We start from the raw sequence: 12,855 nt of genomic DNA on the forward strand, positions 1-12,855 counted from the left end.
CTAACAATTAACAGCAGTAAAATTGAATTTACTAAAAAATATTAAAAACACGGCAATAAATGTGTTTCAAAACGAGGCCAAAGCGTTATTAAATTTGATACCTCATATCGGTGTTGATTTTGAAGCTTGTGTAAGGGATATTTTGGAAAGTAAGGGTAGGGTAGTGGTTACCGGAATAGGCAAGAGCGCAATCGTTTCAAATAAAATTGTGGCAACTCTGAATTCTACAGGTACTCCTTCTTTATTTATGCATGCTGCCGATGCAATTCATGGGGATTTGGGTATGATTAAGAAAGAAGATTTTGTAATTTGTGTTTCCAAAAGTGGAAATACACCTGAAATTAAGCTTTTGGTCCCTATGCTGAAAGCCTTGGGGAGCAAGCTAATCGGCATTGTTGGGAATGCCAATAGTTATTTAGCGAAGCAGTCCGATTACGTGTTGTTTACAGGGATTGAAGAAGAAGCCTGTCCAAACAACCTGGCCCCAACGACCAGTACCACGGTTCAGATGGCCATGGGAGATGCCTTGGCTGTTTGTTTACTTACGGCTCGCGGATTTACTGCTGAATCATTTGCCCGATTCCACCCCGGTGGCACTTTGGGCAAACAACTTTATTTGAAGGTTGAAGATGTAATTGACCAAAAGTTGGTGCCCATGGTAAACCAGGATGCATCTCTTAAAGATGTCATTTTAGAAATCAGTAGTAAAAGGTTAGGTGCTACTGCTGTAGTGGATGCTAATAAAAAGCTTCAGGGAATTATCACAGATGGTGATTTAAGGAGAATGCTTGAAAATAATTTTGAGTTATCAGGCATCAAAGCCAAAGACATTATGACCAAAGACCCTAAAGTGATTTTCGCTGATGACTATGCAGTGGAAGCGGCAGGGTTAATGAAAACTTTTAATATTACCCAACTAGTAGTGAAGGATGGCACTTCCTTGGTAGGGTTTATCCATATTCATGATTTGATGAAAGAAGGTATCGTATAGACAGACATGAAGCAAAACGACAGGTACATTGTTATATTAGCAGGAGGTATTGGTATTAAATTTTGGCCTTCAAGCAGGCGCCAAAGACCAAAACAATTTTTAGATCTATTGGGTACTGGACGGACATTGTTACAAATGACCTATGACCGGTATGAGAGTCATTTTGATAATTACCAATTCATTATAGTCACGAGTAAGCGGTATCTCTCCCTTGTTAAAGAGCAGTTACCCAACATTCCAGAGGAACAAATATTGGTGGAGCCTATGCGGCGCAATACTGCTGCCTCAATCGCATTGGCAAGTTATAAAATCCAAAAACTTAACCCCAATGCCAAGGTTTTAGTAAGCCCTTCCGATCAACTGATTTTAAACGAAAATTTATTTTTTGAAGCCATTGATGAGGCCATGGAAGGGGCCTCGGTTGTAGACAATCTAATAACCATTGGGATCAAACCTTACCGACCTGATACAAATTATGGCTACATACAATTTTTCCCTGAAAAGGGACAACCGGTCAAAAAGGTTAAAACCTTTTCCGAAAAACCTGACATGGAACTAGCCACTGCTTTTATTGAAAGTGGGGATTTTGTATGGAATACGGGCACATTTGTTTGGAAAAACGAAAGTATAATTAAAGCTTTTGAGAAATATCTTCCAGAAATGGCGGAAGTATTTGAGGAAGGTGCGGTTTATTTTTGTACGGAGAAAGAAGCTGAATTCCTTGTGAAAGCATATAGTTTTATCAAAAACGTCTCTATTGACCATGGCATTTTAGAGAAATCCAATGAAGTGTTTGTGGTGCTGGGAGCTTTTGGCTGGTCGGACCTTGGATCTTGGCAAAACCTCTATGACATCAGTGAAAAGGATAATAACAACAATTCAGTTAAAGGCAAAGCAATGCTATATGAGACAAGCGATTGCTTTATCAATATGCCTCCCAATAAGCTAGTCGTAGTACAAGGGCTTAAAGACTACCTGATTAGTGATAGCGGAGATGTACTACTGATCTGCAAATTAGACGCCAATAGCAAGTACAAGGAATATGTGACTGATGCCAAAAAGATTGGCGAGAATTTTATTTAATGCGAAGCGTTTTTCTCAAAAGCAGAAACAGCATTTCTTACCGAGCCATATTGGTTAAGCATTTTTAAAGCTTCTTTTTCCTCAAGTCCAGTGGCTTCCATGATCATTAGAGTGCCTCGGTGAACCAATTTATTGTTGGAAAGTTTCATATCCACCATTTTGTTGCCTTTCACCTTGCCCAATTTAATCATGACGCTGGTAGAAATCATGTTAAGCCCAAGTTTTTGAGCAGTTCCTGATTTCATACGGGTACTCCCAGTAACAAATTCAGGTCCTACGACTATTTCCACAGGCATGGCCACTTCATTTGCCAATGGACTTCCTTGATTGCAAGTGACGCAACCCGTGAGCAGTCCCTCTTTCATGGCAGCTTTTACACCGCCGATTACGTAGGGCGTAGTGCCGGAAGCTGCTATTCCAATGACCGTGTCTTGTGGGTTAAATCCAAAATTTTGAATGTCAATCCAGGCTTGGTCAGCGTTGTCTTCTGCATTTTCCACCGCTGTTCTAATGGCCGTGTCACCACCGGCAATTATCCCAATAACCATTTCGTGGGGAACACCATAAGTAGGAGGGCACTCAGAAGCATCAAGTATACCTAACCGGCCACTGGTGCCTGCCCCGATATAAATAAGGCGTCCACCTTTCTCCATTCTTGGCACAATAGCTTCGACCAATTTTTCAATTTGGGGAATGGCTCTATTTACTGCTTGTGGTACCGTCTGATCTTCTTTGTTCATATTGGTCAATAACTCATTGACCGTCATCTTTTCAAGATCGTTGTAATAGGAGGCGCTTTCTGTAGTACTCATATTTTTTGTTGGTGGTATAGGGTTAAACCTGCTATTGGGGTTTCTATGATCGTATTTATTTGGATGCCAAGGTCATTTCCAATTTGCCTTAAAATGTCATTGTTGTAATAAGCAATGGATCCAACAAAATTCACGGGTTTGTTTTGGTAGTCCTTGTATCGCATTACATGGCGTGAGAAAAAATCTTTGAAACCATTGTAAAATAGCCCATAACAATAGGGATCTGATTTATGTTTGGCTATAAATTCACAGAAACTTGCCATGAATCGATTGGGAAATGGCCTTTTATAGACATTGTCTTGAATATCAATTATGGATAGGTGATAGGTTTCGATAAAGGCTTCACGAATAGGTAAAGGCATGTCCTCATAGATAAAATCCTGAAGAAAATGCTTGCCGATATAGGTTCCCCCTCCCTCATCTCCTAATAAGTACCCTGGAGAAGGCCTGCTGTCAACTATTTGGTTACCGTCATAGTCTCCACTGTTAGAGCCAGTCCCAAGGATGCAGGCAATTCCTGGTTCGTGACCACAGGTAGCCCTTGCTGAAGCCATTAGGTCATGGTCAACAAATACCTTGGCATCCTTATAAATACTGTTCATGGCACTCTTAACCGTTTCCTTATTGGTAGGTGAAGTGCATCCTGCACCATAAAAGTAAACTTCACGGATAATATCTTTCCATTTCAGAAGATCTGGTGTTTGTAAGCCCAAAATCATGTCCTCTTTGGTTTGATAATAAGGATTAAAGCCCACTGTTCGTGTTTGATGAACTTTATTGTCCTCTGTAATTACCCTCCAGTCTGTTTTGCTAGAGCCACTGTCTGCGATCAGAATCATTTATATTAAATAGCCAATAGGTTCAAATTTATCAAAAACATGCTCGTTATGTGGGGCATCACTAAGCTCATCTGTCAAGTCTTGGCCTGCCCAATGTTCGTAATGTTTGCCATTTTTCCACAGCCTGGAATTACCGACATCATATATCTTGCCCTTGTAAGCAATCCAAATTTCAGGCTTGTCCTGTCCGTTTCTCAGGGCCAGTTGGTTTTTTGAAATCGAAATCATATTTTCTCTCTCATGCAAATATAGGACTACCTAGGATTTTTGCATCGATTATTAGTAAAGTTTTAATTGGGCATTTACCCATCTCTCAGGTATTTCCCCTTTCTGGGCGGTCTGATAATCCTGATAGCTACAAGGAATAATGGTGTCTCGGTTGTATTTTTCGCCTTTATTTTTAGGTATTTCCAACCACCACTTCCCACTAAGCTTGCTTTTGTAAAAATGCAAAATGGAAGGCTTGGAATCTAAAGAGACCGTGTACTTTGTGTAATCACTGCTTTTAAACGAAAGGCTGTCCTTTCTTTGGTAAAAACCTTCGATGAAATACCAAATCATTGTAGCGATTACGGAGGCGGTTTTCATCCTTGAATCGTCCACACTTGCGTGATACCCATATATCCCCACCGAGCTGAGTTTCTCATTGGTCCCTGCAAACCAGCTAATTTGACAAGCTTCTTCGGCACTTAATCCAAAAGGTTGTGCGCCGATAGCTCCAGGCGCATCTGAGGAATTAATGGCGCAGATGTCAAAGCTTAGTAAATCAGCATTTCTAATGAGTGGTTCCGTTTCTTTGAAATTGTCTCTGAGTTGCCCAAGCCGAATGTGGTCAAAATAAAGCTTTTCCAGCGTGGTGACTAGTTCAGGGTCTGTCAGAAAGCTTTGGTAAGCCAGGTGAGAATAATTGAACATGTAGTTGGGCTCGTGGAGCACAATTTCTTGCGAATGCACATCCTGTGGATTTCCGGCATCTTCCATGTCCATTTTAGCATCGACAGTGAGTAAGCTTACCAATTTTTTCATGTGTTGGTAGGCTTTAAATTGGCCGACATCCAAGTCGTGACTTCCACCGATAAACATAGGTAAAACCTGTGTTTTCAGCATCAACTCGCCAATAGAGCTGACAAGTGAGCGGGTCTCTGCTAAATTCTCACCGATCTTGATGTTTCCCAAGTCCGCCAAATTGTAATTGCTTTGCCCTTTCTTGAGATGATAAAGCCTTTGGCGGATGGCAGAGGTACTTTCACTGGAGTTTTTGATAGACTCATCTCCTGTCCCTCTGTATTCTTCAATGCCAATTATTGCAATATGTACGCCCTGGAGGTCAGGAAAGGTTTCCCCATGGGTATGAATATGATAAAAAAATGCATTGTGCCCATATTCTCCTGTTAGAATTTCGGAAGGGATTGGTTCGAAAAATGCCTGTAAATCCATGAGAGGTTGTTAGAAATTGAATGCCAAAATTATAGAAAAAGAAGGCATAAAAAAAGTCCCGTTAAAGTTTAACGGGACCCTTTGATTATTTTTTATCCTCCGAAATCATCGAATCTGATATTCTCTTTTGGAACGCCTAAATCATCAAGCATCTTAAGTACTGCTGAATTCATCAATGGAGGACCACATAAGTAGTATTCGATCTCATCCGGCTCATCTATATTTTTAAGGTAATTGTCATAAAGAACCTGGTGAATGAAACCGACATAACCATCAGCTTCTTTGTCATCCAAGGATTTTTTAACCTTCCAATTGTCTTCTGGTAATGGTTCAGACAAGCCAATATTAAAGTTAAAATTAGGGAATTCTTTTTCTATGCCTCTAAAGTGGGGTGTATAGAACAATTCCTTCTTAGATCTACCTCCATACCAGTATGAAACTTTTCTATTGGTTTTTTCTGTATGAAAGAGGTGGAATAAATGAGATCTCAATGGGGCCATACCTGCTCCACCACCGATATAAATCATTTCCCTTTGCGTAGGGTTGATGTGGAATTCACCATATGGTCCTGAAATAGTAACCTTGTCTCCTGGTACTCTTGAGAAAACATAAGAGGAACAAACCCCTGGATTAACATCCATCCATTTGTTATTAGCTCTATCCCAAGGTGGAGTAGCAATACGAATGGTCAACATTACAATGTTTCCTTCAGCTGGATGGTTTGCCATGGAATAGGCCCTAAAGAGCGGCTCATCATTTTTCATGGAAAGATCCCAAAGGCCAAATTTATCCCAATCGCTTTGATAAACGTCACTAGGGTGTTCTAATTCAGGATGAGGAGTGATGTCCATGCCTTTGAAAGAAACCGTGATTGCTGGAACGTCAATTTGTATATACCCTCCTGGCTCAAAATCCAAAGTTTCACCTTCTGGAAGTTTCACTTTAAATTCTTTAATGAACGTAGAAACGTTGTAATTGGAGATTACTTCGCATTCCCATTTTTTGATACCAAAAATCTCTTCTGGAATACGGATTTTCATGTCATTCTTTACCTTCACCTGGCAAGAAAGCCTAACATGCGTTTGTTTTTCTGCTCTGCTAAGGTGCCCTTCTTCAGTTGGAAGTACTTCCCCTCCTCCTTCTTCAATGGTACACTTGCACATGGCACAAGTACCACCTCCTCCACAAGCGGAAGGAAGGAAGATTTTTTTACTGCTTAGGGTATTGAGCAAGGTGGAACCTGCAGAAGCAATTAAAGGGTTTTTTTCGTCCCCATTGATGATGATTTTAACATCTCCTGACGACACCAACTTTGACTGCGCAAAAAGAAGAACAAACACCAGTAGCAGAATAATAATGGTAAATGCTACTATCGAAGTAATGATTACTGAACTCATTTAATAAATTTTTATCTTTATCAGTATGTTTAACTGGTTTTGAATACTACAAATATATTTATAATTCCCCAAAACCATCACAATCTTAAGATATTTTAATCCTAGGATTTAATATAATAACATTCTATTGTCGAAGAAGGTTTAGCAAGGTGTACAATCTGTTTTTCAACTGCCTTCTATCAATTATAAAGTCTAGAAATCCATGTTCCAAAACAAACTCCGAACTTTGGAATCCTTTTGGCAAATCCTTACCAATTGTCTCCCGAATCACCCTAGGCCCTGCAAATCCTATCAACGCTCCAGGTTCTGCAATGTTGAAATCTCCCAACATGGCAAAGGAAGCAGTGACCCCTCCAGTAGTTGGGTCGGTCATCAGAGAGATGTAGGGAATGCCCGCTTCGTCCAGAAGGCTAAGCTTGGCTGAGGTTTTAGCCATTTGCATAAGACTAAATCCAGCCTCCATCATCCGAGCCCCACCTGATTTTGAAATCATCAGAAAGGGAACCTTGTGTTTCAATGCATAATCAATTGCCCTGGCAATTTTCTCTCCAACTACTGATCCCATTGAACCTCCAATGAAACTAAAGTCCATACAGGTAATAACAAGGTCCAAACCATTTAACTTGCCTACACCAGTTCTGGCAGCGTCGTTTAAGTTGGTTTTCGCTATGGTGTCCTTGATTCGAACAGGATAGGGTTTGCTATCTACGAAATTTAAAGGGTCACCAGATATCATGTCCTTATCCAATTCTGTGAAAATGTTATCATCAAATAAAATCTCAAAGTATTCTTTTGATCCTATTTTTACGTGATAGTCATCATCCGGGCACACATAGGAGTTGTTTTTCAACTCTCGGGTATGGATGATATTCCCTTTAGGGGTTTTATACCATAATCCGTCCGGAGTATCCTTCTTCTCTTCTGTTGAGGTTTTGATGCCGGCATCTTTTCTTTTAAACCAAGCCATATAGTTTTGTTTAAATTATCCCAAACCAAATTGGGAAGCCAAATTTATAGGTAATATCTGTTAAATAAAACCAAAATCTATTTTCTCGAAAAGTTTGCAGTAATTATTGTTCCTGTTTGTCTGTAGATTTCTCCATTAATACCCTTGATTTGGGGAGTGCGTCCGGCTGAGTGTTTTGCAGGTGAGTTAGTAATTTTTCCCTTACAAGACACCTGAGGTCAAATGCAGTTGGACTATCCTTAGCACTCATCAAGCACCTTAACTCAATGGTTTTTTCAGTCCAATCTGTCACTTGGAGCACTTGAACTTTTTTATCCCATAATGGAGTGGCCTCTAATATTTCTTTCAATTTGGTTTTTAATTGACCCACTTCCACAGTAGGATCTACATATATAAACACCGTTCCCCATATAGCGGCAGTGGTACGTGTCCAATTTTCAAACGGTTTTTCAATGAAATAATTGATAGGCAATACAAGTCTTCTTTGATCCCAGATCTGCACCACCACATAAGTGAGGTTAATCTCTTCAATTTTGCCCCACTCACCCTCTACGACCACCACGTCGTCTATTCGGATAGGTTGTGTGAATGCAATCTGAAACCCTGCCAATAAGTTGGCGATGGATTTCTGAGCGGCAAGTCCAACAATTATTCCTAGAATTCCTGCTGAAGTTAAGAGCCCTGCACCTATTTTCCTTGCCGATTCGAAATTCATCAAGATGGCTGCGAATGCGATAATAACCAAGGCAATGATAAATAATTTTCTGATAAAGGCTACCTGAGTTACTACACGCCTCTCTCTCAGGTTATCCTCCTTGTCATAAGTGAATTTTTCAAGAAAAACGTACCGCAATACATTGGAAAATTCTATAATAATCCAGGTGAGTGTAATAATGGATAATACGATAAAAACCTTATGTCTCCCAATATAGAGCAGGTCAGGAGGAGAGAAATAGGGTTCAATAATAGGGAAAATAGCGAAAAACAAACCCCACTTTAAAGCCTTAGAAAACTTCCGCATGGACCTTTTTACCCTATTAGGAGTAGGCTTATAGAATAGTTTCACTAGCAGGGGGAATGCAAATCCCAGAAATACATGACTAAAGATTAAAAGCCCTATGCTGGTACCAATGAAGAGAAGTGTTTCTTTTTCGATCATCTTATTGAAGAAAATAAATGGAGGGCTTTATGTTAAAAGTGAAATGTTAGTCGCTTTTTCCGTCTACCATTTATACTAAATATTTTCATAAATTTAAGTTTATTTTCATTGTAGTCAATTTTCTAATTAACTTTAAACCCTTAATAATTCATCCAAAATATGCAACTTTCCTATCTTTTTCTGTTTTCCGCAATCATTTTGACAGGAGCTTATTTCACCTATGGGAAATTCGTCTTTAAAAAGTTTAAAATTAACAATAAAAATATTGCACCCTCTCACAGGCTTAAAGATGGAATAGATTACGTCCCTAGTAAACCGATAGTGGTACTTGGTCATCATTTTGCATCAATAGCTGGTGCAGGACCTATAGTAGGGCCAATTATTGCCGTTACTTTTGGCTGGATACCAGCAGTGATATGGATTCTGGTCGGAGGTATCTTCTTTGGCGCAGTACATGACCTTGGAAGCATGGTGGCATCACTTCGAAATGATGGCAAATCTATTGGCGTTATTATTCAAAATACCATTGGTAAAAAAGGTAAAAGATTATTTATTCTTTTTAGTTTTTCTACCTTGATATTAATCATTGCCGTATTTGCAGATATCATTGCCAAGACCTTTATAAGTAACCCAGGTGTGGCCTCTGCCTCTATATTGTTTATTATGCTGGCCGTGGTTTTTGGATTTGTAACGAAGTTAACCGAAAATAAAAAGTCTGCCTTCCTAGTCTCCACTATTGTAGGAGTAGTGGTGATGTATTATTTCGTCTATTTGGGGATGCAAATCCCATTTGAGCTTAATTATCAGACTTGGGTTTATGTGTTGCTATTGTATGCTTTTGTTGCATCTGTAACCCCGGTATCCATGCTGTTGCAACCTAGAGATTATCTCAATAGCTTTTTGTTGTATGGATTAATCCTTGCAGCTATAGTTGGGGTAATGATTGCAAATCCGACCATAGTAATGGACAACGAAGTACATGTTACCAACGAGAATCTTGGTTATTTATTCCCCGTTTTATTTGTTACCATTGCATGTGGCGCCATTAGTGGCTTTCACTCTTTGGTCGCCTCAGGCACTACTTCAAAGCAGTTGGACAAAGAAACAGATGCTAAGGTAGTCGGATTTGGGGGGATGCTGATAGAGTCTTTTTTAGCGATTATTTCTGTTGGAGCTGTAGTGGTTTTGACCCGTTCAGATTATTTGTCCAGGTTAGGTGAAGAAGGACCGGTGCCATTGTTTGCGGATGGCCTTGGTTCTATTATATCCTCTATGGGGATTTCCGAGTCTTTTGCGATTGGTTTTGTTGCACTCACCGTTTCAGCATTTGCATTGACTACTTTAGACACCTGTACCAGACTAGCTCGCTTTACACTTCAGGAATACTTCGAAGATGTGGAACAACCAATTGGTAAGAAATTATCCCAAAACAGGTACCTGTCCACGAGTTTGGTAGTGGTATTATCAGTGCTTTTATTGGGAAGTGGTGGATTTACCACGCTTTGGCCAATTTTCGGATCTGCCAACCAGCTTTTAGCTGCACTGGCCTTATTGACTATTTCAGTTTGGTTGATTAAAAAAGACATTAACCCAACTTTCGTGACCATCCCTATGTTTTTCATGTTTACTGTGACATTGACTTCATTGGGCCTATTTGCCTATCAAAATTTTCAAAAGGATTCCTATGTGCTCGCTTTTATTGCGGCCATTCTATTTGTTTTGTCCTTCGCTTTAATTTTCCTAGCACGGAAAAGTTTGATTAAAGAGGTCAAGTCCAAGGAACTTGTTAATTAAAAAAAAACTACTTCAACAGATGACCTTATCTGTTGAAGTAGTTTTTATATGTTACAGCTTTTTCAGGGATTGCTTTTTCTATTGTAGATTTCTGCTGAGTGTAATCTCTCCGCTTGATTGTCAATCCTGAAATTCTCATTTGATTTTAAAAACATTGCTAGTGCTCTCTAAACTGCTACCAAAAATTGGTATTTAGAATAGGTTGAACCCTAAAGAAAGCATAACCATATTTTGTCTTTGATCTGTAGGTATTTCTCCATATTTATTTACCGAGTTGGTCAAGGCACCTTCATATTTCAAATCCAAAAACAAATTGCCAATATCTAGCCCAATGCCTGCCTGGTACCCAAATGTGAAGTCTTCTGTAGGTGGTATAATCTGCTGAACAGCATTTCCATCATTGACTTTTATATCCCCATTTAAAAGGTAACTGGCTACTGGCCCCGCTTGTATACGGAAGGTGTTACCCAGCTTTAATCCCAACATTAAAGGGACGTCTAATCTATCAAAATCAGCATCGTAACTGAAGGTATTGTTCTTAAAAGAACCTCCAGTATTGGTGTATAAAAATTCCGGCTGTAAATAGACGGCAGATAAATTAACGCGAGCAAATATACCCACATGGTAGCCCATTTGTGAATCGTCTCCGTTGTATCCGTCTGAAACCTTAACATCTCCTTGCGAAATACCGATTTTTGGTCCTACTGAGAGAATTTGAGCATTCAATTGCGATATGCCTATTCCCGAAAAGAATAAAATAATTAATACTTTTTTCATTTGTTTGGCTTTAAGTTAAATAATAGTGCTTTCTTTCAATTCTTTAATAACTAATACTATGCCGATTTAGTGTAGGGAAATGGAATAATGTTAAACTTTTTTAAATTTTTAAATAGTAGAATAAGTTTTCTCAAAAAGATGTATTAATTGAGTTGATTTTAGCGTTACTTATCTTAAGTCTATTTTTTAATGTGTTGAATAATAATGAATTGTGTGTTTTTGAATTTACTTTATGAGGAATTTTACCAATAAAATGTTGCTTCTTCTTTGCCTGTCTTCTGGGTTTTATTCTTGTGTGGAAAATTCAGATGAGTACAGGGAGGCTTTGTACACTGGCGTGGCTGCCGCAAGATGGGATGTGGGGAAGTCTGCCAATTTTTTATTGTCTTCTGACATTTTTACAGCAATGGAATTGGAGTTGGTTTATATGGAAGGCTTTAAACCTTCAGACCAGATGATCGAATTGATGGTGGCATTTTTAGAGAAATGCACCTTGAAACCTGATGGAATTACTGTGGTATTAAAAGAAATACCTTCCATGAACTTGGGAGAATATACTACGGAAGACATTGCTAAAATTGAAGAGGATTACCGAGAGCGGTACAATGAAGGAACTACCGTATCCGTTTTTTTATTGGTGGTAGATGGAGATTATAAGAAAAGTGAGGACAATTCATTTACAATTGGAGCGGCTTATAGAAATACTAGTTTAGTGCTTTTTGGCAACCGAATAGCAGAGAATTCAGGTGGCGTCATAAAACCCCGTAAAGCCATACTAGAGACTACTGTAGCCCTGCACGAGATGGGGCACCTTATGGGCTTGGTAAATCTAGACAATGACATGGTCATCCCGCATGAAGATGAGGAGCACGAAAGCCATTGTGATAACAAGGATTGCCTCATGTATTGGGCAATAGAAACCAGTGGTATATTTAATTACATGCAACAATCCGTTCCAAAACTGGACGATAACTGTGAATTGGACCTTAAGGAAAATGGAGGAAGGTAATTAGGTTTTGATTAGAACAAATCACCATAAATCCGGAAGCAGCATTACAAAAACAGCTTAAAGCGCTGGGGATTTTTGTTAAAAAATTCTTACAGCAGTTTTAAGAAACAGCTAATTGAAGGATTCTACTTATTTCCCAGCGAAGAGATTAGAAATGTGCTGGATTTTGGCCACTACAGTTTAGGGATTGGCAGTAGGGATTAAGAAGTTGATGGTGTCTTTTTATTTGTAAAAATTAGTCTTTTACTTCTTCATAGTCTATATAATCTCCTCCAGTGATGGTGCCTGAAGAGCCATTTTTCTTGTCTTTAGGTACAAAGTCGACATTTACATTGCCGTCTCTTGGTTGTGTTTTCCTTTTTGTTTCTTCCCGGTGCGCTTCCTTTACCTGGTCAGCGAACTTTTTGAGTTTACTATTTAAGAAAAACTTGAATAGGCTAGAAAAAACCCATCCCAATGCAATAAAGAAAATTATTATTTTTAAAATCATGACATACAATTTTGAAAATTCACTAACTCGGTTCAAGCAAAACAAACTGCCTTAACCAATAACGGAAAATTGCCTCTCAGCATTCAATATTAAGCGAAAA

Annotated in this window: 13 protein-coding genes; 4 read left to right on the forward strand and 9 right to left on the reverse strand. The window is 39.1% G+C overall.

Going from position 1 to position 12,855, the window contains the following annotated elements; all coding sequences use genetic code 11:
* Positions 1–22 precede the first annotated feature (22 nt).
* A complete protein-coding gene (locus AAC073_RS21325) occupies positions 23–991 on the forward strand; it encodes a KpsF/GutQ family sugar-phosphate isomerase (protein WP_339925846.1) in 969 nt (322 codons plus the stop codon).
* 6 nt (positions 992–997) lie between these two features.
* Positions 998–2,074, forward strand: a complete 1,077-nt coding sequence (locus AAC073_RS21330; protein WP_339925847.1) for a sugar phosphate nucleotidyltransferase — start codon at positions 998–1,000, stop codon at positions 2,072–2,074.
* Here AAC073_RS21330 and murQ read toward each other — a convergent pair.
* From murQ to AAC073_RS21365, 7 genes are all read right to left on the reverse strand, one after another.
* On the reverse strand, positions 2,071–2,886 hold the full coding sequence (gene murQ, locus AAC073_RS21335) for an N-acetylmuramic acid 6-phosphate etherase (protein ID WP_339925848.1): 816 nt from the start codon (positions 2,884–2,886) through the stop codon (positions 2,071–2,073). The genes AAC073_RS21330 and murQ overlap by 4 nt on opposite strands.
* Complete coding sequence (locus AAC073_RS21340) at positions 2,883–3,725, reverse strand: N-acetylglucosamine kinase (protein WP_339925849.1); 843 nt, start codon at positions 3,723–3,725, stop codon at positions 2,883–2,885. Before AAC073_RS21340 ends, murQ begins: the two co-directional genes overlap by 4 nt.
* Positions 3,726–3,953, reverse strand: coding sequence for a cytochrome b5 domain-containing protein (locus AAC073_RS21345; protein WP_339925850.1), 228 nt, complete (start codon positions 3,951–3,953; stop codon positions 3,726–3,728).
* Between the two features lie 51 nt (positions 3,954–4,004).
* On the reverse strand, positions 4,005–5,162 hold the full coding sequence (locus AAC073_RS21350; protein WP_339925851.1) for a formimidoylglutamase: 1,158 nt from the start codon (positions 5,160–5,162) through the stop codon (positions 4,005–4,007).
* Between the two features lie 92 nt (positions 5,163–5,254).
* Positions 5,255–6,559 carry an NADH:ubiquinone reductase (Na(+)-transporting) subunit F gene (gene nqrF / locus AAC073_RS21355; protein ID WP_339925852.1) on the reverse strand — a complete coding sequence of 435 codons (1,305 nt, stop codon included), beginning with the start codon at positions 6,557–6,559 and terminating at the stop codon, positions 5,255–5,257.
* Between the two features lie 124 nt (positions 6,560–6,683).
* Positions 6,684–7,526, reverse strand: a complete 843-nt coding sequence (gene accD, locus AAC073_RS21360; RefSeq protein WP_339925853.1) for an acetyl-CoA carboxylase, carboxyltransferase subunit beta — start codon at positions 7,524–7,526, stop codon at positions 6,684–6,686.
* 103 nt (positions 7,527–7,629) lie between these two features.
* Positions 7,630–8,685 (reverse strand): mechanosensitive ion channel domain-containing protein, encoded by a 1,056-nt coding sequence (locus AAC073_RS21365; RefSeq protein ID WP_339925854.1) that lies wholly within the window; start codon positions 8,683–8,685, stop codon positions 7,630–7,632.
* Between the two features lie 159 nt (positions 8,686–8,844).
* Between AAC073_RS21365 and AAC073_RS21370 the strand changes: the two genes are divergently transcribed.
* Positions 8,845–10,479 (forward strand): carbon starvation protein A, encoded by a 1,635-nt coding sequence (locus AAC073_RS21370; RefSeq protein ID WP_339925855.1) that lies wholly within the window; start codon positions 8,845–8,847, stop codon positions 10,477–10,479.
* Positions 10,480–10,671: 192 nt separating this feature from the next.
* Here the strand turns inward: AAC073_RS21370 and AAC073_RS21375 are convergent, their stop codons facing one another.
* Positions 10,672–11,256 carry a porin family protein gene (locus tag AAC073_RS21375; protein WP_339925856.1) on the reverse strand — a complete coding sequence of 195 codons (585 nt, stop codon included), beginning with the start codon at positions 11,254–11,256 and terminating at the stop codon, positions 10,672–10,674.
* A 232-nt stretch (positions 11,257–11,488) separates the two neighbouring features.
* Between AAC073_RS21375 and AAC073_RS21380 the strand changes: the two genes are divergently transcribed.
* Entirely contained in the window at positions 11,489–12,265 is a 777-nt protein-coding gene (locus AAC073_RS21380; protein ID WP_339925857.1) for a hypothetical protein, read from the forward strand.
* 235 nt (positions 12,266–12,500) lie between these two features.
* Here the strand turns inward: AAC073_RS21380 and AAC073_RS21385 are convergent, their stop codons facing one another.
* Positions 12,501–12,755, reverse strand: a complete 255-nt coding sequence (locus tag AAC073_RS21385; RefSeq protein WP_339925858.1) for a DUF4834 family protein — start codon at positions 12,753–12,755, stop codon at positions 12,501–12,503.
* Positions 12,756–12,855 lie beyond the last annotated feature (100 nt).

The organism is uncultured Cyclobacterium sp., assembly GCF_963977555.1.
Classification (GTDB): domain Bacteria; phylum Bacteroidota; class Bacteroidia; order Cytophagales; family Cyclobacteriaceae; genus Cyclobacterium.